The following is a 21,405-nucleotide window of genomic DNA, read 5'->3' as shown; positions in this document are numbered from 1 at the left end:
GACATTCATTTTCAAAATTAACAGATATCAAAACGCATTAAAGCAATGTATATATAGACAGTATTCTAAGTAATTGGGCAATCGCTACATGGGCCGTGACAGATATAATCTATCCATAGCAGTATTCGTCTTGCTTCTAAAAGGGGATGAACTCTGCATGCTCCGAAGGTCTAATACGGGCTGGATGGATGGTTGCTTTAGCTTACCGGCCGGTGGGCTAGAAAAAGGCGAAACACTCTCCACCGCTGCCGCCAGAGAGCTAAAAGAAGAGACAGGGGTGGACACAATTCCTTCAGCGTTGGCCCTTGTGCATACCATGCATGTGTGGACGGAAAACCGTTCATGGATAGGACATTATTTTATCTGCCGAGAATGGAGTGGTGTACCCTTCCTTGCAGAACCTGACAAGCATGCCGAAGTAAGCTGGAAGAATATTTCGGATCTGCCAGAAGAAACAATACCCTATGTAAGGCAGGCTATTGAAGCCATTAATGCTGATGAGAGTTACTCAGAGTACGGCTGGGACACAGGTGAGTAACCTCTGCTACAAAGCAATATTTCCGCTCCTTGTCAGTATGCATATGCAAAAGAGTTGCTGAGAGCGAAAAGCGGAAGTACGAAATCGTTCTGACCACCGAGGGTGTATTTCAAAACATCGCCGTGTGTTAATCAACGGGGATAAGGTCATGCGCTCAAACCTCCCCCTTAGAAGATATTGGCATGCCCATCTCCAGCGCACGAACCTCAAAGCCAAATTCCTCGTACAAGCGGATTGCTGCCTTGTTGAAATGCCAAACAGCCAGTCTGAGTTCCTGCGCGTTACGTGCCAGAGCCCATTCACGCACTCTGTTCATCAATACTTTACCCACTCCTTGCCCTCTGTGTGTTTCAAGAACACATATTGAGCAAATCCTGCAACCAGGGACTGGCTTCAGAAGTGGACTTGTTGGTATTGATATGTTCGCTGCAATAAACCCGATGGGAAGAGAGTTATGCCGGGCTATAAACGCAACATGATCATCAGTTTCAATAAATCCCATCCAATGGGGTTCATCTGCTCCCTCATTCAAAGTCACATCAGCATAAATATCTGGGCGCGCTTTATGATGGATGATATTGAGCTCGCGAGCCAAATCACTCATGATCGCAAGATCAGAACGTATTGCTTCCCGGATACTGAGTTCCATATCCAAATTTTTTATCTCCAATGAGGATCCTCAACCGTGCCTGTCAGCCAGTCGCATTAACGATAAAAGCAGTTACGAAGATAATGCATTACAACAAATTTGCACTTTTCGTTGAATCCTGCGGACCTGGATTGCATTGTTCTTTTGTTCCCGGGAGATAAAAAAGGCCGTTCTCAGCAGGATCCGTTCCTCCCGGGCATCCTGCCCTGCCTGGTGAATTATCTGAACTGCCCCCGTCAGAGCCCCTCCCGCCGTCCGCACCTGGTTTACCAGGTTGTGACATATTCCCACCGTTTCCACCATCCGCCCCCTTACCTCCCGCCCCTCCCTCTGCAGCACTCACAGAAAAAACGACAAGCGCGAAAATACACACAAAAAAGTGTTTATACATATTTGCATCTCCATTATTGAATAGGCTCATGCTAGCCACATGAATTCATTAAAATATCCGTTGAATCTGCCCTCATCAATTAAAATATCGTGATGTATCTAACGTCCATTTCTGGCACGAATCAGCCCGCTACGTTGGAAAATGTCGGACCAGGGGAAGCCAAGAGCAAATATCTGACTGTATGACTGAAAAAGCGTGCTGTGATGCATCGATTTAAAAAGGTCTACACTGTTTATGGCAATTCAAAAGTCATCGTTACTTTTCATGGAGAGTCACGCATGTTTAGTCATGTACACGTCGGAGCCAGAAATCTGAGCAAGCTGGTTTGTTTCTATGAAGCCATACTTTCCAGATTAGGCCTCGTTCAGATCCCTGAGGGAAATGGCGGTAGCGCACAAGGTGTGGGCTGGAAATACCCGGATAAAAGATGGCCTCAGTTCTATGTACAACTCCCTGTGAATGGCCTCCCTTCAACCTGGGGAAATGGCGTTCAGGTGAGTTTCTTAGTGGCCTCACACGCTGATGTGAAAGAGATTTGGGAACTTGCCATTACGATGGGAGGAACCGATGAGGGCCCGCCAGGATTTAGAGAATATGCGACAGATTTCTTTGCCGCTTATTGCCGGGACCCGGAAGGCAATAAGCTTTGTTTTGTCTGCGCACCCGAAGCATAGATACACTCTTCAGGTTTTCTGCTCGGCTGTCCAGGCTCAGTGAGAATAAGCGTCAGGGTTTTCTCCGCTACGTTTAGCCGGGTGTTGTACGCTTCAAAGCAGCTACTTTACGTTTTACCTTTCATTTAATGCCCTGCCGCCGGAGCACCTGACGGACCAGAACGACTGAAGGGTGGCCGTGTGAACCAGATAACCACAATCAGCGCCATAAAACCCCAGCCTAATATCCAGAAGTAATCAATGGTCGACATCATATAGGCCTGCTGCTCAATGGTTTTATCGACAGACGCCATATTCTGCTGGGTGAGCCCCCCCATCTTCTCAATATAATTCACCGCCGCCGGGTTGTACGCAGAGACGCTCTCCGTCAGATTGGCATGGTGGAATATCTCTCTGCGGGACCAAATCCAGGTCGTCAGCGACGAGGCGAACGACCCGCCCAGTACGCGGAAGAACGTTGCCAGACCGGAACCTTCGGCGATTTCTGCACCGTTAAGATTCGACAAGACGATAGTGGTCACAGGCATAAAGAAAAACGCCACGCCAATCCCCATAAACAGCTGCACTTGCGCAATGGTGCGGAAATCCACATCGGTGTTGAACTGTGCACGGATGAGACAGGATGCCCCCATCGTCAGGAATGACAGCGATGCCAGAATACGCAGATCAACTTTGTTGGCATAGCGGCCAATAAACGGCGTCATCAATAACGGCAGTACGCCCATGGGTGCGGCGGCGAGCCCTGCCCAAATCGCCGTGTAGCCCATCTGAGTTTGCAGCCACTGCGGCAAAATAATGTTGATGGCGAAGAACGCGGCGTAGCCCAGCGTTAGCGAGAGCGTGCCGACGGCAAAGTTGCGCTCTTTGAACAAGCGCAGGTTAACAATCGGATGGCGCTCGCCCAGTTCCCAGATGACAAACGACACCAGGGAAATCGCGGAAATGACCGTCATGATGACAATTTGCAGTGAAGCAAACCAGTCGAGATCGTTGCCCTTATCTAATACAACCTGCAGCAACCCAACCCCCATCACCAGCAGCGCAATGCCAATATAGTCAATTGGCACGTGGCTCGTCGTTTCTTCACGGGCACGCAGCTGGGTCCAGACCACGAGAGTGGCAAAAATGCCGATTGGCACATTGATGTAGAAGATCCATGGCCAGGAATAGTTATCGGTGATCCAGCCTCCGGTGATGGGCCCGACGATGGGTGCGACAACCGTCACCATCGACAGCAGCGCCAGCGCCATGCTTCGCTTGCTGGGGGGGAAGATCACCAGCAGCAACGTCTGACACATCGGGAACATCGGGCCTGCGAAAAACCCCTGCAGGGCGCGAAAGATGATCAGTTCGGTCATGCTGTGCGCTAAGCCGCACAGGAACGAGCTGAGCGTAAACATCACCACCGAACCAACAAACAACTTCAGTTGCCCGAACCGGCGGGTAAACCAGCCGGTCAGCGGCAGGGCAATGGCGTTACATACCGCAAAGGAGGTGATAACCCACGTCCCCTGGTCCGCACTGACGCCAAGGTTTCCGGCGATAGTCGGCAGCGCAACGTTTGCAATGGTGGAGTCCAGAACCTGCATAAATGTCGCCAGCGACAATGCGAGCACCGCCAGCCACATAGTGGGCGGCGTAAATGCGGCCTTATCTTGCATTACGTCTCCCTTAACGGCTGCCTGTGGCAACCGTTTTGCTGTTGTCATGAAGGATTTTAGCCACCAGTTTGTCCGCTTCTGCCAGCGGGTTTTGATACACATCCGTGCTGAAACGTGGGGTGCTAACGGTTTGCTGCGGCAGCAAGCGGCCGTCGTCGTCGCGGATATCCACGCGGACGTTCATCGACAGGCCAACGCGCAGCGGGTGCTTCTGCATATCGCGCGGATCGAGCGTGATACGCACCGGCAGGCGCTGAACAATCTTGATCCAGTTACCGCTGGCATTCTGGGCGGGTAGCAGAGAGAACGCACTGCCGGTCCCGATGCCCAGGCTTTCGATAGTGCCGTGGTATTCAACCTTGTCACCGTAAAGATCCGCGTTGAGCGTGACTTTCTGGCCCAGGCGCATGGAGTACATCTGACTTTCTTTGAAGTTTGCATCCACCCACACTTCACTCAGCGGCACGATAGCCAACAGCGTGGTGCCGGAATCCACGCGCATACCCAGCTGCACAGCGCGTTTGGCTACGTAACCGCTTACGGGTGCAACGATGGTAGTGCGGGCGTTGTCCAGGAAGCGCTGGCGCAGTGTGGCAACCGCACTTTTGATTTCCGGATGACTGTCGATAACGGTGTCGTCGACCATTGCAGTATTGGTGCGTAACGCTTCCTGCGCGGCGGCTAAATCGCTTTGTGCGCTGGTGACCGCATCACGGTAGTGAGAAAGATCTTCCGAAGAAATAGCGCCGGAAGAGAAGATCTTCTGGCGGCGGGCATAGTCATTTTGTGCCGTTTGCAAGGCGACTTTTTTGGCCGCAACCTGGGCACGGTAGTTATCCGCCGTGCTGTACAAACCCCGAACCTGACGAACGGTGTTCGCAAGGTTGGCTTCCGCCTGTTGGAGAGCGATTTCGGTGTCGCTCGGGTCGAGCAGCACCAGCGGCTGGCCTTTCTGTACAAAGTCGCCTTCATCCACCGTCACTTGTGTCACCGTACCGCCTATCTGGGGCGTAAGCGTGACCTGGTTGCCATTTACGTAAGCATCATCGGTAGATTCATAGAAGCGGGCGTAAAGCAGATACCACGCCAGTATTCCCCCGGCGGCAATCACCAGAATAAAAAACAAAATTATAAAATTACGTTTGCGCTTGCTACCGCGCTCAACATCTTGGGCAGGTGTGGTTTCCATCTTGTGATGACCTTTTTGAAAACGTTAGCGATGAGGTGCGGTGATGTCGTCCGGGAGCATTTTTGTAATGAGCTCTACCAGTAAGCGGGATTCCTCAGTAGTAAGGCGTGCGGTGAGATTGCCCATGATTGAGATCTGCGCATCTTTCTCAAAACGTTCGCACAGGGCCTGACCTTCGTCAGTCAACGTCAGGATCACCTGGCGTTTATCCTGCGGGTTCGGGGTGCGTGCAATCAGTTCCCGCTTTACCATGCGTTCAACCATGCGACTCATGCCACCGGCGTCCATTACCAAATTTTTGCTGATTTCAACAGGGCTGGAGAAACCTTTATATATAGTAATCAATACCTTGAATTGTTGCGCAGTGATATTCGCACCGGCAAAGTACTCGCTGATGATCTGGTCTTTGAACTGGTTCGCGAGGTGGATAAGCAAACCAAGGGGTAATTTATCGCCGCTAATAGCGGAAGTATTGTGCATAATATTTGCCTAGTCATTAATTGCAAACAAAACTACTGTCCAGGCATCTATCTGTCAAGGTTGTGTCAAATTAAACGCATTTTTTGTCAGGGGGAAAGTCAGACTTGGGTGTGTTTTGATGTCACTGCTTCAAATCCGGACGCTTACACATAGCGATCGCTTTAGATGACATAACTCCAGGCGTACATATTCGAAAAAACACATGTGTTATTGACAATTTTTAAGCAGGGCATACCATAAACGCATTACATAAAGGAGTTCTTATGAACGGTTTGTCTTCGCTTGTGTTGTTTAAAAACCTGTCCGATGAAACGCGTCTGTCGATCGTCATGTTGCTCAGAGAAGCCGGAGAGCTGTGTGTCTGCGAAATCATCGGAGTGCTTAACGAGTCGCAGCCGAAAATCTCAAGACACCTGGCTATGCTGAGAGAAACAGGGCTCATTTTAGATCGCCGTGACGGGAAATGGATTCATTACCGCTTGTCACCACACATGCCGGCATGGGCAGCAGCCGTTATCGAACAAGCATTTCTGAGTGACCGGGACAAGATTACTGCACAGGTTAAAAACATCACCCGTAACCAAAACACAACAGGCGGCAAGTCCGTCTGCCTGTGATGCCGGACCGGAAATACATGCGAAAATACAAATATAAATAACCGCGCTATCCGATGAAAAGCGCCCCGGCGCTGCCCCCGCGGGCAGAAACCGAACACTATCGCGAAAAGATGTGAGTGACTCAGGGGAAAGATCCGGGTGTACAAGGCAAAGCCCTGTTGCAGGGAGATGAGCCGGTAGGTACTGACCGGCTGAATGTTCTCACAGGAAAACATAAATGATAGCGCGGACGGGTATCTCCCGTCCGCGCCGGAGAAAAAATATGTGGTTAGCAGGGGCAATCTTTGTTCTGACTATCGTGTTAGTTATCTGGCAGCCTAAAGGCCTGAGTATCGGCTGGAGTGCCATTACCGGCGCCGCGCTGGCCCTTATTGGCGGTGTCGTCAGTATGGGCGACATCCCTGTCGTCTGGAACATTGTATGGAATGCGACGGCCACCTTTATCGCGGTCATCATTATCAGTCTGCTGCTGGATGAGTCAGGCTTTTTTGAGTGGGCGGCGCTGCACGTAGCACGGTGGGGTAAAGGCCGGGGACGCTTACTGTTTACTTATATTGTCCTGCTTGGCGCTTGCGTCGCGGCATTGTTTGCCAACGACGGAGCCGCGCTTATTCTCACACCTGTCGTGATTGCCATGCTGCTGGCTTTAGGCTTCAGCCGGGGCGCGACGCTGGCCTTTGTGATGGCGGCGGGATTCATCGCCGACAGCGCCAGCCTGCCGCTTATCGTGTCGAACCTCGTGAATATTGTCTCCGCAGACTTTTTCAAAATTGGCTTTAACGACTATGCCTCCGTCATGGTACCTGTCGACATGGCGTCTATCGTGGCAACGCTGGTCATGTTGCACCTGTTCTTTCGCAAAGACATTCCGGCGGCCTATGATGTCTCTAAGTTACCGGTACCGCACGAAGCCATTAAAGATCGCCTGACCTTTAAAACTGGCTGGTGGGTATTAATACTGTTGCTGGTCGGGTTCTTCGGACTGGAGCCGTTGGGAATTCCCGTAAGTGCCGTTGCGGCGGCGGGCGCGCTTATTCTGTTTATCGTGGCAAAGCGTGGTCATGCAATCAACACCGGCAAGGTGCTGCGCGAAGCACCCTGGCAAATCGTTATTTTCTCACTGGGCATGTACCTGGTGGTGTACGGCCTGCGCAACGCCGGCCTGACCCATTACCTGTCCCTGATCCTCGGTCATCTGGCTGAGCAGGGCCTGTGGGTATCCACACTAGGCACGGGATTCCTGACCGCGTTCCTTTCCTCCGTCATGAACAACATGCCGACGGTACTGATCGGTGCGCTGTCTATTGACGGCAGCAGCGCGGCAGGCGTGATCAAAGAGGCCATGATTTATGCCAACGTTATCGGCAGTGATTTGGGACCTAAAATCACCCCAATCGGTAGCCTGGCGACCCTGTTATGGCTTCACGTACTGTCCCGGAAAGACATCAGGATCACCTGGGGATATTACTTCAGGGTCGGGATTATCATGACCCTTCCGGTGCTGTTTGTGACGCTGGCGGCCCTTGCCCTCCGTCTGTCGTTCCCCCATTAATTCCCCCCGCTACCCGCCTGCTGTGACATCACGGCAGGTCTTACTGACAAGAGAGCACCGTTATGACGTCTGTGACTATCTACCATAATCCTGCCTGTGGCACCTCACGCAACACGCTTGAACTCATCCGTAACAGCGGCGTTGAACCTGCCGTTATTCTCTATCTTGAAACGCCGCCAGGCCGCAGCGAACTGATAAAACTTATCAGTGACATGGGTATTTCAGTGAGATCATTACTGAGAAAAAACGTTGAACCTTATGCGCAACTGGGCCTGGCTGAAGATACGTTCAGGGATGAACAGTTACTCGACTACATGCTGCAATATCCAATCCTTATCAACCGCCCGATTGTCGTGACACCACTGGGCACCAGACTGTGCCGCCCGTCTGAGGTCGTTCTGGATATCCTGCCGGACGCACAGCAAGGTGCATTCACTAAAGAAGACGGCGAAGCCGTCGTGGATGCTCAGGGAAAACGGGTTTCTCAATAAACTGAAGTAAACCGAAAAGCACGCGCGGGTTGTCTGATGCTGACCTCAGAAAGGGGTCAGCAGGCATTACATGCTGGCACATCATGTTTACGGAAAAATCTGTAACCCTGCATCCTTTGGTAACAGTAACTACACTTTATTTAATATTTCATCAGGATAGTGATGCTGGCAGGATAAATAATGACCCAACAAACCCGGGGATTTTCGTTGAAAGTGCTGACGATTAATACACACAAGGGCTTCAACGCGTTTAATAAACGCTTCATTTTACCCGAACTGCGCGACGCGGTACGTACCGTCAGCGCCGATATCGTCTGTCTGCAGGAAGTGATGGGCGCACATGAAGCCCATTCGCTGCATGTCGAGAACTGGCCGGACACCAGCCATTACGAATTTCTGGCTGACACCATGTGGAACGACTTCGCCTACGGGCGCAACGCGGTCTACCCGGAAGGTCATCACGGCAATGCGGTCCTCTCCCGCTATCCCATTGAACATTATGAAAATCGCGACGTGTCAGTCGCGGGTAGCGAGAACCGGGGCCTGTTGTATTGCCGCATCGTACCTCCGCAGCTTGAGTGTCCTGTTCATGTAATTTGTGTACATCTGGGTCTGCGGGAAGCACACCGCCAGGCGCAGCTCAACATGCTGGCCGACTGGGTTAATGCTTTCCCGCAGGGAGAACCGGTGCTGGTGGCGGGTGATTTCAACGACTGGCGGCAAAAGGCCAGTCATCCGCTTAAAATGCAGGCCGGCCTTGAGGAGATTTTCACCCGCGCCAGGGGTCGCCCGGCGCGCACTTTCCCGGTCAGTATGCCGCTACTGCGTCTTGACAGAATTTATGTAAAAAATGCCTATGCCAGCGCGCCTGCCGTGCTGCCGCTGCGGAACTGGCGTCATCTGTCCGATCATGCCCCGTTAAGTGCGGAGGTCCATCTATGAAAACTGCATGGCGGGAAGGCAACCGTATCCAGCTGCTGGAAAATGGCGACGAATACTATCCGGCGGTATTTGAGGCTATCGATAAGGCTCAGCGTAAAGTGATTCTGGAGACCTTTATCTGGTTCGAAGATAAAGTGGGACGCCAGTTACATGCGGTGATCCTGCGCGCCGCCCGGCGCGGTGCCGACGTTGAAGTGCTGCTTGATGGTTATGGCTCGCCTGATTTGAGCGATGATTTCGTCGGGGAACTGACTTCAGCAGGTGTGGTGTTCCGCTATTACGACCCGCGTCCGCCGCTGTTCGGTATGCGAACCAATTTATTCCGCCGTATGCACCGTAAAATTGTGGTCATCGACAACACGGTGGCGTTTGTCGGCGGGATTAATTACTCGGCCGAGCATATGTCCGATTACGGTCCCGAAGCCAAGCAGGATTACGCTGTGCGGGTAGAAGGCCCGGTGGTGGATGACATTTTGCAGTTTGAGCTGGAAAACCTGCCCGATCATGCACAAACCCGCCGGTGGTGGCAGCAACGCCGCCGTTATCATGCGGCCGAAAATCGCTGGCCCGGCGAGGCTCAGGCGCTGTTTGTCTGGCGCGATAACGAGGATCACCGGGATGATATTGAGCGTCACTATCTGAAAATGCTCGCTAACGCGAAACGCGAAGTGATTATCGCCAACGCTTATTTCTTCCCCGGCTACCGTCTGCTGCACGCCATGCGCAATGCCGCCCGCCGAGGCGTGCGGGTAAAACTCATCGTGCAGGGCGAGCCGGATATGCCGATTGTCAAAGTCGGTGCCGAGCTGCTGTACAACTATCTGCTACAAGGGGGGGTGCAGGTGTATGAATATCGCCGTCGCCCGCTGCACGGCAAAGTCGCGCTGATGGATGACCACTGGGCGACAATCGGTTCCAGCAACCTCGATCCGCTGAGTTTATCGCTCAATCTTGAAGCCAATCTGATTATCCACGACCGGACGTTTAACCAGACGCTGCGCGACAATCTCAACAACATTATCGCCCGGGACTGCCAGTGTGTGGATGAAACCATGGCCCCGAAGCGCACCTGGTGGAATCTGGCAAAAAGCGTGGTGGTGTTCCACTTCTTGCGTAAATTTCCGGCGATGGTCGGCTGGCTACCCGCACACACGCCAAGGCTTGCACAGGTAAAGCCACCCGTTCAGCCCGAAATTGAAACACAGGATCGGGTGACGTCAGAGAATTCGGAGGTGAAATCATAATGTCTGTATCCCGTCCAAGGTGGCGCCTGGCGAAAAAGATCCTCACCTGGATTTTCTTTATCGCCGTGGCCGTGCTGTTGGTGGTTTACGCCCGCACGGTTAACTGGGAAGACGTGTGGAAGGTCATTCGTAATTATAACCGTACGCCACTGCTGATTTCAGCGGGGCTGGTGATTATCAGCTATCTGCTTTACGGCTGTTATGATCTGCTGGCACGTGCTTATTGCGGGCACAAACTCGCGGCGCGCCAGGTGATGCTGGTGTCTTTTGTCTGCTACGCCTTTAACCTCACGCTCAGCACCTGGGTGGGCGGCATCGGTATGCGTTACCGGCTTTACTCCCGCCTGGGGCTGCCGGGCAGCACGATCACGCGTATCTTCTCACTGAGCATTACCACCAACTGGCTTGGCTATATTTTGCTCGGTGGCATTATCTTCACTTTCGGCGTCGTGGAGTTGCCTGCGCACTGGTACATCGACGAAGGCACACTGCGCATTGTCGGTCTTATATTGCTGGCGATGGTGGCTGCATATCTCTGGTTCTGCGCCTTTGCTAAACACCGCCATATGACAGTGAAAGGGCAAAAGCTGGTGCTACCGTCGTTTAAATTCGCCCTGGCGCAGATGGTGATTTCCAGCGCTAACTGGATGGCAATGGGCGCCATTATCTGGCTGCTGATCGGCCAGGATATGAACTATTTCTTTATCCTGGGTGTGCTGTTAGTCAGCAGTATCGCCGGGGTGATTGTGCATATTCCGGCGGGGATCGGCGTGCTGGAAGCGGTGTTCATTGCCCTGCTGGCCGGAGAACACACTTCTCAGGGCACGATTATCGCCGCCCTGCTGGCCTATCGCGTGCTTTACTACTTCCTGCCGCTGCTGCTGGCGCTGGTATGCTATTTGCTGCTGGAGAGCCGGGCGAAGAAATTGCGGGCGAAGAACGAGAAGGCGATGGCGAAGTGAGCCTCCCGGCTATTATTCCAGACCGGGAATATTCACGCCAAATGTTTGCAGTAGCAGGATGATATTGAGCGCCACAATCACCACCGTGCCGATGATGGAAAGCACGGCAGTCCGGCGGCTGTTCACAAATTCACCCATGATGTCGCGACGGCCGGTGAATATCACCAATGCAATCATCGGTGCAGGCAGTGCCAGACTGAGCACCACCTGGCTGTATACCAGCGCGTCGGTGGCATTAACGCCCATCGCCACCACGATAAATGCGGGGATCATGGTGACCAGCCGGCGCAACCAGACAGGAATACGAAAGCCGACAAAGCCCTGCATGATCATCTGACCTGCCATCGTGCCGACCACTGAGCTGGAAATACCGGAAGCGATCAATGACAACAGGAAGAAACCTGCCGCCCCGATGCCTAACAGCGGGGTCAGGGTGTGATAAGCCGTTTCGATTTCCGCCACCTCACTGTGCCCTGAGTGGAAGGCACTCGCCGCCATAATCACCATCGCGATGTTCACCAGTCCCGCGAGAGTCAGCGCGATCACCACTTCAATATTGGAAAAACGCAGCAGTTTACGGCACTCTCCCGGATTTCTGGCTTGGGTACGGTGCTGAGTCAGACCTGAGTGCAGGAAAATCGCATGTGGCATCACGGTGGCTCCGATGATCCCTACGGCAATGGTCAGCGCCTGCGCATCAGGCAGTTGCGGCGTTACCATGCCCAGACCGGCTGCGGCCCAGTCAACCGGGGCGATAAACATTTCGATCAGATAACACAGCGCAATCACCGCCACTAACCCGCCGATCATCAGCTCAACGGGGCGGAAACCCCGTTTTTCCACCATCAAAAGACCGTAGGTCACCAGCGCCGTGATGCCCATTCCGGCCAGTAACGGCATATGGAACAGTAATGAAAGTCCCAGAGCACCCCCGAGAAATTCGGCCAGATCGGTCGCCATTGCGGCAATTTCACTGCTCCCCCACATGCCCCAGACCACGGGTTTCGGGAACTGGTCACGACACATTTCCGCCAGGTTTTTATGGGTAACGATCCCAAGCCTGGCGGAGAGCGCCTGAAACAGCATAGCAATCATATTGGCCATTACCACCACCCACAGCAGCATGTAGCCATAGCGGGAGCCAGCCTGAATATTGGTTGCAAAATTACCCGGGTCCATATAGGCAATCGAGGCGATCACCGCAGGACCGGCAAACAGCAGCGGTGTCATCAGGCTGCGTTTGCGGCCAGACATGGCATTAACAATCGCCGCGTTGGTTCTGTCGGTTAAAGAAGAAGTTTGGCCTGTTCCACGCATACTGCCCCCACCCTGTTCTTGCTTGTTATTTTTGTGTGATTTTTATCCGGCGATAACAAATATAGCACCAGCTATATTCTATAGCACAAGCTTAGTTGACGGGTTATCAGGAGCAGAGTGTTTCAAAATATGAAACTTCAATCATTGCCTGAGATTATAAAACCGGAATGCTTTTTCGAATGATTCATCCGGCGCGACGACCACACGGCCTGTTCTGCGCCAGCGTCTTTGGCTCAACAGACATGCGTAACAGCGCATGAAAAAATCGCCGCCAGAAAAACCCGACAGACATCACACTTTTCCGCCAAACAAACCGGCTGCATGTCCCCTGCTATCAAGTTTCCCCGTCAATGTGCCGTTAACTTAATCAATAAATCTCATTCGGTTTACGTGAGCAGCTTCATTTTTTCCGACAGATTTCTCTCCTGTGCTCCCTGACAGGCTACGCCAATAACAACGTTTTACGTATCAGACTGATTGAAGTGTTGTCATAAACTTAAGGTGCCTGCGCACTTTTTTAATTGCAATTTCAGGGAGTTACCTCTATGTCTTTTAAACATACTACTGTACGCACCCAGCTTACGTTGGGGTTTGGCGTTTTAGTCGTCATTGTTCTTGCAGTAGTCCTGCTCTCGATGAATGCGTTAAGCCAGGCCAACAACCGATTCAAAACCCACGTGCAGCAGGTTTCCGCCCGTGAGGCTTCAGTGAATTTAATTCTCAGCGGCGTAAAAGACAGTTCACTGAATATTTACGGGCTGGTGCTGGTCAGTGAGCCTGCTGATATCGAAGCAGGTAAAAGACAAGTGGCTGCCGCAGAAGAGAAAACCACTGCCGCACTGACCCAGCTTCAGGCGGCAATCAAAGAACACTCTGACGTCACGGATAAGGATCGGCAATTCGTGACCGCGATTTTCAATGCGGAAGAAGGCTACCGTCCGGTGGCGAAACACATTGTTGATCTCGCCCTTGACGAGAAGAAGGCCGAAGCGATTGACCGCATGAACCGGGAGCTACGGCCTCAGCTGACGCTGCTGCTTAATACAACCAATGATTATCTGAAATACAGTAACGCACGCGCAAAAGAGAGCCTGAATACCGCACAGGATGCGTATCAACAAACCCGCCTCATTTTCATCATTATCAGCCTGGTCGCGCTGAGTCTGGCGGTCATTCTGGGCGGCATTATTATCCGTTCCCTGTTCCGCGCGCTGGGTGAGGAACCGGTTGTTTTAGGTCAGGTCGTACAGCGTATTGCGGCGGGTGATCTCAGTGAAGTGAAAGGCGCGAAAAATGCCCCGCAAAACAGCGTGCTGGCAGAGCTTGGTGAAATGCAGGTAAAACTGCATCAGTTAATCAACCAGGTGGCGAATTCCGCAGAAAGCATTGTCAGCGCCTCAACGGAAATTACGCTGGGCAATGAGGATCTGAGTCGCCGGACCGAAGCTCAGGCTTCCTCACTGGAACAGACATCGGCAAGCATGGAAGAACTGACCGCGACAGTGAAACACAATGCCGACAATGCCCATCAGGGAAATCTAATGGCTACCAATGCCTCACAAGTGGCGCAGCGCGGCGGCGTCGTGGTTGAACGCGTCGTCAGTACCATGCATGAAATTGCAGAAAGCTCAGGCAAAGTGACACAAATCATCACGGTCATTGAAGGCATTGCTTTCCAGACCAATATTCTGGCGCTTAACGCCGCCGTTGAAGCAGCCCGTGCCGGTGAGCAAGGACGCGGCTTTGCGGTCGTTGCCGGAGAAGTGCGCACGCTGGCACAACGCAGCGCCAATGCCGCTAAAGAAATCAAAAACCTGATCAGTGAGTCTGTGGAGCGGATCAACGTCGGCTCTAAGCTGGTCGATGAAGCGGGCACCACCATGATGGAAGTGGTAAATGCTGTCAAAGGCGTCAACAGCCTGATGGCTGAAATCACCCTTGCCTCAAGCGAACAGCATACGGGCATCGATCAGGTTAACAAAGCCGTGGTCAATATGGACGAGGCGACGCAGCAGAATGCCGCCTTAGTCGAACAAAGTGCGGCGGCGGCGGACAGTTTAAAACAACAGGCCCATATCCTGCTGAAGGGGATTTCTGCGTTTGATATTTCACGTGCAGGAAATCTGAATATCAGTGCAACGGCAGCCGCTAAGGTATTGAGATGAAAATTTCCTGCGTTTTTGCCGTGGCGGCGACCCTGTTTACATCGGCCACCCTTGCCGGCAGTAATCAGAACATCACGATTGGCCTGATTACCAAAACAGACACCAACCCGTTCTTTTTGAAAATGAAAGAAGGCGCCATGCTGGGCGCCACTGTACACGGGGTCAGGCTGCTCACCGCAGCCGGTAAAGAAGACAGCGATTATCCTTCCCAGATCATCGCGATTCAGTCCATGGTGTCCGCCGGCGCGACCACGTTGCTCATTACGCCGAGCGATGCCAAAGCCATTGTGCCCGCACTGGATGAGGTTCGGGCGAAAGGCGTACAGGTCATCGCTCTCGATTCTCCCACGGATCCGATCAGTGCCGTCGATGCCCTCTTCGCCACCGATAACTATAAAGCGGGCGAGCTGATTGGTCAGTATGCTCAGGCGGCTATGCCGCTGACGTTCCCGGGGCAACCCTTCAAAATAGCCATGCTGGATTTATCGCCAGGACATCTGGTAGGAGCAAGAAGGCACAACGGGTTTATGAAAGGATTAGGTTTACCTGCGGCAGGTGCCGAAACCAGTGAGCTGTCGGCCACACCCGAAATCGTGTGTTCAGGCTATAGCGAAGGGGCAGAAAAACAAGGCTACGAGGTCATGGCAAATTGCCTGAAAGCACATCCGGACATTAACCTGGTTTACACCGTCAACGAACCGGCTGCAGCCGGAGCCTACAAAGCATTGCAGGAGGCGGGTAAACAAAAGAATGCCCTTATTCTGTCTGTTGATGGCGGGTGTGCGGGCGTAAATTACGTGCGGGAAGGAAAGATTGCTGCCACAGCCCAACAATATCCTTTAACGATGGCCGCAATGGGTGTTGATGCTGCCGTAGCCTATGCCAGACACGGCAAAAAAGTGTCCGGGTATGTCGATACCGGCGTCACGCTTATCGCAGATAAACCCATGCAGGGCCTGCCAAGCAAAGATACTCAGGCAGGGCTTGATGCCTGTTTTGGTGCAAAATAAAGGGCATAAAAATGGGCCGAACAGCCCATTTCAAGAAACCCGTTGATGACCGGTTTTTACCTTCCGGAAAGCAAAAAAAAAGCCGGAGAATGTGCTGACATTCTCCGGCTTTTTATCGCTCGTGATAAATAGCGGGCGGCGTTATCCGTACAGTTTCAGACGTGCCCTCTTTTTGGCAGAAGCCAGATCAGCCTGCACCATCTCAATCACCAGATCCTGTAGTGACGTTTCAGGTGCCCAGCCTAACTGGCGACGCGCCTTGGAAGGATTAACCGAAACCTTGCTGACCTCTGACGGACGGATATAACGCGGATCGACGGCGACAATCACATCCCCGACTTTCAGCGCCGCAGCGACCGGACTGATAATCGCGGCAATCACCCCTTTCTCCTCGATACCTTTACCGACAAACCGCAGCTTGATCCCCAGTTCAAGGGCAGCAAAAGTCACGAACTGACGCACCGTAAACTGCACGCCCGTCGCAATCACGAAGTCCTCCGGTTTGTCCTGCTGCAACATCAGCCACTGCATTTTGACGTAATCTCTGGCATGCCCCCAGTCACGTAATGCATTCAGATTGCCCAGATAAAGGCATTTCTCCAGCCCCTGAGTAATGTTGGCCAGCCCGCGCGTGATTTTACGCGTCACAAAACTTTCGCTGCGTCGCGGCGACTCGTGATTAAACAAAATGCCATTACAGGCATACATACCAAACGTTTCGCGATAATTCACGGCTGTCCAGAAATCACTGACCCTGGCGACGGTATCCGAAGGCGGAAGATTAAACGTCACCATTTCATTGATGGTCATCCCGTTAACCAGCCCGCACAACGCAGAAGATGAGGCATGATAATAACGCGTTGTGTGCTCCAGCCCCTGAGAACGAATCGCCTCGAGCATTCTGAGCGCACTGATCCTGGCCACGGGAAGCGTAGAATGCGTAGCAGTCTCACTGGTGATATCCAGATTATAAATTTCATCCGGGCGAATTAACGCCAGCAATTTCCCCAGATCGAAGATTTCACCCCAGCCATAATGATGAATATAAAAATCAGGATTGTTTGCCTGTAAATCATCACAGACAGATTCAGTATCGGGTACCCGGCCGTGCTGAATAATCCCGTGGACTGTATAGCCTTTTTTAAGCAAAAGCTCAGTCAGATAAGACCCGTCCTGCCCGGCGATATCGGTAATAAGAGCGACCTTAGACATAGTAAACCCTTAGATTACAATTTAAAAACGCATCGGGACAGATGCACGATTATAATTGCAAGGTTATGTTGAGTAAGATGAATCGCAGAATAAACAGTCAACGACAGAAAAATAAATAAGATTAAAAAAGATCACAATATTAATAAATGATGCGTTTCCGTTCGTTGAAGTCATGCCATTTTGTTTTGATATACTCATCCAGCTCATCATGAAATCTTTGTGCAGAGAATTTTAAAGCATTTTCACGACAGTCTTGTGGCAGGATGGTGTCTTTAATGGTATCAAAATGACGCACAGCTTTAATCAAGGATTCCGCCGTTTGTTCTGAGAAGAACATCCCGGTGGCATTACGTTCCCCATAAGGTCTGATGGTTTCCAGCACACCGCCTTTGCCAAAAGCAATCACCGGCGTCCCGCTGGCTTGTGCTTCGACCGGGGTAATTCCAAAGTCCTCTTCAGCAGCAAAAACAAACGCCCGGGTACGCCGCATGTAATCCTGCATGACATCGTCAGGCTGATAACCCAGTATTTCGATATTGCTGCCAGCCCTGGACTTTATTTTAGCCATTTCAGAACCGTCACCGATGACCACCAGCTTCTTATCCGGCATCTGACTGAATGCTTCAACAATCAGATCGATACGCTTATAAGGCACCATCCGTGAGGCGGTAAAATAGAAATCTTCTTTATTTTCCTGCAAAGTAAAACGGTCAACATCGACAGGCGGATAAATCACGTCCGCATCACGGCCATAGACCTTCTTAATTCGCCGGGCAATAAACTGGGAATTGGCGATAAAGTGATCCACGCCATTGGCTGTCCGGTAATCCCACATCCTGATTTTATGCAGAAACCAGCGGGCCAGTTTGCCTTTCAGGCCTTTATTCAGCCCTGACTCACGCAAATACTGGTGCTGGAAATCCCAGGCATAGCGGATGGGAGAATGCACATAACTGATGTGCAATTGATCAGGGCCGGTCAGCACACCTTTGGCAACGGCATGGCTGCTGGAAAGCACAATATCATGCCCCGTGACATCAAGTTGCTCGATGGCCAGCGGCATTAAAGGCAAATACTGCTGATATTTCTTCTTCGCAAAAGGCAGGCGCTGTATAAAAGAGGTCGTGGCTTCTTTCCCATAGAATTTCTTGCGCGATTCATCAGACAGAAAATCAACAACAGAATAAACATCAGCATCCGGATATAATTTAATAAATTCTGCGATAACTTTTTCGGACCCTGCAAATGTCACTAACCAGTCAGCAACAATCCCTACACTCACATCATGTGACATAATTTAAACCTTATAAAATGAAAAGTGAGCAATACAAACCCACAGCGAGTCATGATCACTCACTTAAATAAGATATTTTTAATAATTACATACTGCGAAGGATAGAAAGAATTCTTCTGGTCTGTTCCTGCATTAATTTGGTATTTGCGCGGGATTCGACATTCAACCGTACAACCGGTTCTGTATTAGAGCTGCGGAGATTGAAACGCCATTCATCAAACTCCAGGCTGATCCCGTCAGTGTGATCGACATTTACCGCCTCGCCTTCATACATTGCCAGGACACGGGCAATGGATTCTTTCGGCTGCTGCAGGTAACTGTTAATTTCGCCTGAAGCGGGATAGGCAGTGATCCGGTCATTAATCAGCTGACGAAGAGATTTGCCTTTCAGATGCAATAATTCAGCGACCAGCAACCAGGGGATCATCCCACTATCGCAATAATAAAAATCGCGGAAGTAATGATGGGCGCTCATCTCACCGCCATAGACCGCATCTTCCTGGCGCATACGTTCTTTAATAAAGGCATGCCCGGTTTTTGACATAACCGGTACGCCGCCTGCACCGGTAACAATATCAATGGTATTCCAGCTCAGGCGCGGGTCATGGATAATTCGTGAGTTGGGATATTTTTCCAGGAAGGCATCGGCAAGCAGACCAACGATATAATAACCTTCGATAAAATTACCGGCATCGTCGAAGAGAAAACACCTGTCGAAATCGCCGTCGAAAGCAATTCCCATATCTGCATTATGCTTAATGATGGCATCCGTCGTGTCCTGACGGCACTCCGGTAATAGCGGGTTAGGAATACCGTTGGGGAATGTGCCGTCTGCCTCGTGATGAACCTTGATAAATTCAACCGGTACACCCGCTGCAATAAACCGCTGTTCGATAGCATCGACAACATGGCCGGCCGCACCGTTGCCGGAGTTAAACACCAGCTTTAAAGGACGGGTAAAATTCTCAAAATTGATAAAGCTGAGCAGCTTATCAACATATTCATCCAGCACCGAGGCTTTCTCATAGCTGCCACGCGAAGCCTGATCGACCGGTGCAAAGTTATTAGCCTCCGCCAGCGCCTGAATATCGCGTAAGCCAGTATCACCGCTGATCGGACGGGAATCCTCACGGACCAGTTTCATGCCATTGTAGTTCATCGGATTATGGCTGGCCGTGACTTCGATGCCACCGTCAAGGCACAGATAAGACGTTGCAAAATAGATTTCTTCTGTACCGGTTACTCCGATATCCACAACGTCCGTTCCCGCATCCTGCAAACCTTTCGCCAGCGCAAGTTTTAGTGCCTCGCTGGTTAAGCGGACATCGCCCCCCAATACCATTTTCTTGGGTTTTAAATATTCCCCGTAAGCACGCCCTATACGGTAAGCAATATCTTCATTTAATTCGACGCCTAATTCACCGCGGATATCGTAAGCTTTAAAGCAAGTTAATGTATCTGACATATTTCATCCCCAAATTAACAGCGACCATAGTGATCTTTTATACGGATAATATCGTCATCTTCCAGATAGGAACCCGACTGGATTTCCAGAAGTTCCAACGGAATTTTCCCGGGGTTCTCTAACATATGCTGAGCACCAATAGGGATAAACGTGGATTCATTTTCAGTGAGCAAATAATTTTTATCTTCGAGAATGACTCTGGCGGTGCCGGACAAAATAACCCAGTGCTCAGCGCGGTGATGATGCATTTGTAATGAGAACTGACCGCCCGGTTTCACGGTTATCCGGTTCACCTGATAGCGGGGAGCAGTTACGACATTATCGTTACGGCCCCACGGGCGATAAGATTCGCGGTGCAAACGGTATTCCCGCCTTTTATTACTCTTCAGATATTCGACGACTTTTTTAACGTCCTGCACCTGGTTTTTATCAATAACCAGAACGGCATCTTTGGTATTGACAATAACCAGATTATCCACACCGATTGCAGCCACTAATTTCTCATCGGTGTTGATATAACAATTCTTCGCATTATGGGTAAACACATCGCCATTGACGGCATTCCCTTCGGCGTTTTTATCATTCACTTCCCAAAGAGCCGACCAGGAACCCACATCATTCCATCCTGCATCTAACGGAACCACAACCGCATCGGTGGTTTTTTCCATCACGGCATAGTCAACAGATTCGTCCGGGCAGGAAATAAAAGACGCTTTATCTACGCGAATAAAATCCTGTTGTTCATCGGCATGCGAGGTTTCAATCGCTTTCTGACAAGCTTCGAGTATATCCGGCCTGAATTTTGCCATCTCTTCAAGGAAACGTTTGGCGCGGAACAAGAACATTCCGCTGTTCCAGTAATATTCGCCACTTTCCAGATATTGCACTGCGGTGGCCAGATTCGGTTTTTCAACAAAACGCTGCACCCCAAAAGCAGGCTCGGCATCGCTGCTGAATTCTGTCCCGCGCTGTATGTAACCGTAGCCGGTTTCCGGGCCTGTTGGCACGATGCCAAACGTGACCAGTTTCCCCTGGCCGGCGAAGGGTATCGCATTCTGCACGGCCCGATGGAAGGCATCCGGTGACTCGATAACATGGTCGGCTGCAAGCACGAGCAACAGCGGGTCAGAACCATTATCGATGGCACTCAGGGCGGCCAGGGTAATAGCAGGCGCGGTATTACGTCCGACCGGTTCAAGAATAATATTGTCGGAGAGCTGGTTTATTTGTCGCAATTGTTCAGCCACAAGAAAACGATGCTCTTCATTACAAATAACCAGCGGCTCAGAAACGTCCAGCCCTTTTAAACGGGTGACCGTTTCCTGCAACATGGAATTATCGCCATGCAGGCGAAGAAATTGTTTTGGATAAAGCTCACGAGACATTGGCCACAAACGGCTACCGGTGCCGCCAGCCATGATTACTGGAAGGATCATAGTTTTCGTCTCAAATATATAAGAGTTAAATAAGATTAAACCACCGAATAAAACCACTCAGTGTACAGAGAAGTAATAACGTAATAAGAATTAAAAAGCATACATATTCACACGGA

The 21,405-nt window shown here is 51.2% G+C and carries 19 protein-coding genes; 10 read left to right on the top strand and 9 right to left on the bottom strand.

The window, feature by feature from the left end; genetic code table 11:
* Positions 1–88 precede the first annotated feature (88 nt).
* A complete protein-coding gene (locus tag ACOZIO_RS10365) occupies positions 89–538 on the top strand; it encodes an NUDIX hydrolase (protein WP_129953063.1) in 450 nt (149 codons plus the stop codon).
* 154 nt (positions 539–692) lie between these two features.
* Here the strand turns inward: ACOZIO_RS10365 and ACOZIO_RS10360 are convergent, their stop codons facing one another.
* Positions 693–1,208, bottom strand: a complete 516-nt coding sequence (locus ACOZIO_RS10360; RefSeq protein ID WP_235173283.1) for a GNAT family N-acetyltransferase — start codon at positions 1,206–1,208, stop codon at positions 693–695.
* Between the two features lie 573 nt (positions 1,209–1,781).
* Between ACOZIO_RS10360 and ACOZIO_RS10355 the strand changes: the two genes are divergently transcribed.
* Positions 1,782–2,252 carry a VOC family protein gene (locus ACOZIO_RS10355; protein WP_240782828.1) on the top strand — a complete coding sequence of 157 codons (471 nt, stop codon included), beginning with the start codon at positions 1,782–1,784 and terminating at the stop codon, positions 2,250–2,252.
* 125 nt (positions 2,253–2,377) lie between these two features.
* On the opposite strand, the gene ACOZIO_RS10350 is transcribed toward ACOZIO_RS10355, so the two are convergent.
* Genes ACOZIO_RS10350 through ACOZIO_RS10340 form a run of 3 tightly spaced genes read right to left on the bottom strand, consistent with a single transcriptional unit; the run spans position 2,378 to position 5,582 of the window.
* Positions 2,378–3,913 carry a DHA2 family efflux MFS transporter permease subunit gene (locus ACOZIO_RS10350; RefSeq protein WP_129953065.1) on the bottom strand — a complete coding sequence of 512 codons (1,536 nt, stop codon included), beginning with the start codon at positions 3,911–3,913 and terminating at the stop codon, positions 2,378–2,380.
* 10 nt (positions 3,914–3,923) lie between these two features.
* Positions 3,924–5,102: an efflux RND transporter periplasmic adaptor subunit gene (locus ACOZIO_RS10345; RefSeq protein WP_421595242.1), complete on the bottom strand. Its 1,179-nt coding sequence runs from the start codon at positions 5,100–5,102 to the stop codon at positions 3,924–3,926.
* A gap of 24 nt (positions 5,103–5,126) precedes the next feature.
* Complete coding sequence (locus ACOZIO_RS10340) at positions 5,127–5,582, bottom strand: MarR family transcriptional regulator (RefSeq protein ID WP_421595241.1); 456 nt, start codon at positions 5,580–5,582, stop codon at positions 5,127–5,129.
* A gap of 263 nt (positions 5,583–5,845) precedes the next feature.
* On the opposite strand from ACOZIO_RS10340, the gene ACOZIO_RS10335 reads away from it, so the two are divergent.
* The 6 genes from ACOZIO_RS10335 (at position 5,846) to ACOZIO_RS10310 (ending at position 11,390) form a co-directional block, all read left to right on the top strand.
* Positions 5,846–6,199, top strand: coding sequence for a metalloregulator ArsR/SmtB family transcription factor (locus ACOZIO_RS10335; RefSeq protein WP_129991382.1), 354 nt, complete (start codon positions 5,846–5,848; stop codon positions 6,197–6,199).
* Positions 6,200–6,461: 262 nt separating this feature from the next.
* Positions 6,462–7,751, top strand: coding sequence for an arsenic transporter (locus ACOZIO_RS10330; protein ID WP_129991441.1), 1,290 nt, complete (start codon positions 6,462–6,464; stop codon positions 7,749–7,751).
* Positions 7,752–7,813: 62 nt separating this feature from the next.
* The gene (arsC, locus tag ACOZIO_RS10325; protein WP_129991381.1) at positions 7,814–8,242 is read left to right on the top strand and encodes a glutaredoxin-dependent arsenate reductase; all 429 of its coding nucleotides are present in this window, start codon (positions 7,814–7,816) and stop codon (positions 8,240–8,242) included.
* 180 nt (positions 8,243–8,422) lie between these two features.
* Positions 8,423–9,184 (top strand): endonuclease/exonuclease/phosphatase family protein, encoded by a 762-nt coding sequence (locus ACOZIO_RS10320; RefSeq protein WP_129953071.1) that lies wholly within the window; start codon positions 8,423–8,425, stop codon positions 9,182–9,184.
* Positions 9,181–10,428, top strand: a complete 1,248-nt coding sequence (clsB, locus tag ACOZIO_RS10315) for a cardiolipin synthase ClsB (RefSeq protein ID WP_129991380.1) — start codon at positions 9,181–9,183, stop codon at positions 10,426–10,428. Before ACOZIO_RS10320 ends, clsB begins: the two co-directional genes overlap by 4 nt.
* Positions 10,428–11,390, top strand: a complete 963-nt coding sequence (locus tag ACOZIO_RS10310; RefSeq protein WP_129991379.1) for a lysylphosphatidylglycerol synthase domain-containing protein — start codon at positions 10,428–10,430, stop codon at positions 11,388–11,390. Before clsB ends, ACOZIO_RS10310 begins: the two co-directional genes overlap by 1 nt.
* A gap of 12 nt (positions 11,391–11,402) precedes the next feature.
* Here the strand turns inward: ACOZIO_RS10310 and ACOZIO_RS10305 are convergent, their stop codons facing one another.
* Positions 11,403–12,707: an Nramp family divalent metal transporter gene (locus tag ACOZIO_RS10305; RefSeq protein WP_129953074.1), complete on the bottom strand. Its 1,305-nt coding sequence runs from the start codon at positions 12,705–12,707 to the stop codon at positions 11,403–11,405.
* A gap of 545 nt (positions 12,708–13,252) precedes the next feature.
* Here ACOZIO_RS10305 and ACOZIO_RS10300 point away from each other — a divergent pair.
* Together ACOZIO_RS10300 and ACOZIO_RS10295 are read left to right on the top strand one after the other, a co-directional pair.
* A complete protein-coding gene (locus ACOZIO_RS10300) occupies positions 13,253–14,872 on the top strand; it encodes a methyl-accepting chemotaxis protein (RefSeq protein ID WP_129991378.1) in 1,620 nt (539 codons plus the stop codon).
* The gene (locus ACOZIO_RS10295; protein ID WP_129953076.1) at positions 14,869–15,882 is read left to right on the top strand and encodes a substrate-binding domain-containing protein; all 1,014 of its coding nucleotides are present in this window, start codon (positions 14,869–14,871) and stop codon (positions 15,880–15,882) included. The genes ACOZIO_RS10300 and ACOZIO_RS10295 overlap by 4 nt, the downstream gene beginning before the upstream one ends.
* 141 nt (positions 15,883–16,023) lie before the next feature.
* On the opposite strand, the gene ACOZIO_RS10290 is transcribed toward ACOZIO_RS10295, so the two are convergent.
* The 4 genes from ACOZIO_RS10290 to ACOZIO_RS10275 form a co-directional block, all read right to left on the bottom strand.
* The gene (locus ACOZIO_RS10290) at positions 16,024–17,094 is read right to left on the bottom strand and encodes a GDP-mannose 4,6-dehydratase (RefSeq protein ID WP_129953077.1); all 1,071 of its coding nucleotides are present in this window, start codon (positions 17,092–17,094) and stop codon (positions 16,024–16,026) included.
* A gap of 139 nt (positions 17,095–17,233) precedes the next feature.
* Positions 17,234–18,388, bottom strand: coding sequence for a glycosyltransferase family 4 protein (locus ACOZIO_RS10285; protein ID WP_129953078.1), 1,155 nt, complete (start codon positions 18,386–18,388; stop codon positions 17,234–17,236).
* An 85-nt stretch (positions 18,389–18,473) separates the two neighbouring features.
* Positions 18,474–19,853, bottom strand: coding sequence for a phosphomannomutase CpsG (cpsG, locus tag ACOZIO_RS10280; RefSeq protein WP_129991377.1), 1,380 nt, complete (start codon positions 19,851–19,853; stop codon positions 18,474–18,476).
* 14 nt (positions 19,854–19,867) lie between these two features.
* A complete protein-coding gene (locus tag ACOZIO_RS10275) occupies positions 19,868–21,289 on the bottom strand; it encodes a mannose-1-phosphate guanylyltransferase/mannose-6-phosphate isomerase (RefSeq protein ID WP_129953080.1) in 1,422 nt (473 codons plus the stop codon).
* Positions 21,290–21,405: the final 116 nt, after the last annotated feature.

Origin of the sequence: Rahnella sp. PD4 (genome assembly GCF_049199325.1) — a bacterium.
Lineage (GTDB): Bacteria > Pseudomonadota > Gammaproteobacteria > Enterobacterales > Enterobacteriaceae > Rahnella > Rahnella perminowiae.
Note: the sequence above shows the minus strand (reverse complement) of the source record. Positions and strands in the feature narration are given on the sequence as shown.

Bases quoted from the DNA above. Each gene is read 5' to 3' on its own strand.
- ACOZIO_RS10365 (WP_129953063.1), top strand. From the start codon at position 89: ATGGGCCGTGACAGATATAATCTATCCATAGCAGTATTCGTCTTGCTT.
- ACOZIO_RS10355 (WP_240782828.1), top strand. From the start codon at position 1,782: ATGCATCGATTTAAAAAGGTCTACACTGTTTATGGCAATTCAAAAGTC.
- ACOZIO_RS10350 (WP_129953065.1), bottom strand. From the start codon at position 3,913: ATGCAAGATAAGGCCGCATTTACGCCGCCCACTATGTGGCTGGCGGTG.
- ACOZIO_RS10345 (WP_421595242.1), bottom strand. From the start codon at position 5,102: ATGGAAACCACACCTGCCCAAGATGTTGAGCGCGGTAGCAAGCGCAAA.
- ACOZIO_RS10340 (WP_421595241.1), bottom strand. From the start codon at position 5,582: ATGCACAATACTTCCGCTATTAGCGGCGATAAATTACCCCTTGGTTTG.
- ACOZIO_RS10335 (WP_129991382.1), top strand. From the start codon at position 5,846: ATGAACGGTTTGTCTTCGCTTGTGTTGTTTAAAAACCTGTCCGATGAA.
- ACOZIO_RS10330 (WP_129991441.1), top strand. From the start codon at position 6,462: ATGTGGTTAGCAGGGGCAATCTTTGTTCTGACTATCGTGTTAGTTATC.
- arsC (WP_129991381.1), top strand. From the start codon at position 7,814: ATGACGTCTGTGACTATCTACCATAATCCTGCCTGTGGCACCTCACGC.
- ACOZIO_RS10320 (WP_129953071.1), top strand. From the start codon at position 8,423: ATGACCCAACAAACCCGGGGATTTTCGTTGAAAGTGCTGACGATTAAT.
- clsB (WP_129991380.1), top strand. From the start codon at position 9,181: ATGAAAACTGCATGGCGGGAAGGCAACCGTATCCAGCTGCTGGAAAAT.
- ACOZIO_RS10310 (WP_129991379.1), top strand. From the start codon at position 10,428: ATGTCTGTATCCCGTCCAAGGTGGCGCCTGGCGAAAAAGATCCTCACC.
- ACOZIO_RS10305 (WP_129953074.1), bottom strand. From the start codon at position 12,707: ATGCGTGGAACAGGCCAAACTTCTTCTTTAACCGACAGAACCAACGCG.
- ACOZIO_RS10300 (WP_129991378.1), top strand. From the start codon at position 13,253: ATGTCTTTTAAACATACTACTGTACGCACCCAGCTTACGTTGGGGTTT.
- ACOZIO_RS10295 (WP_129953076.1), top strand. From the start codon at position 14,869: ATGAAAATTTCCTGCGTTTTTGCCGTGGCGGCGACCCTGTTTACATCG.
- ACOZIO_RS10290 (WP_129953077.1), bottom strand. From the start codon at position 17,094: ATGTCTAAGGTCGCTCTTATTACCGATATCGCCGGGCAGGACGGGTCT.
- ACOZIO_RS10285 (WP_129953078.1), bottom strand. From the start codon at position 18,388: ATGTCACATGATGTGAGTGTAGGGATTGTTGCTGACTGGTTAGTGACA.
- cpsG (WP_129991377.1), bottom strand. From the start codon at position 19,853: ATGTCAGATACATTAACTTGCTTTAAAGCTTACGATATCCGCGGTGAA.
- ACOZIO_RS10275 (WP_129953080.1), bottom strand. From the start codon at position 21,289: ATGATCCTTCCAGTAATCATGGCTGGCGGCACCGGTAGCCGTTTGTGG.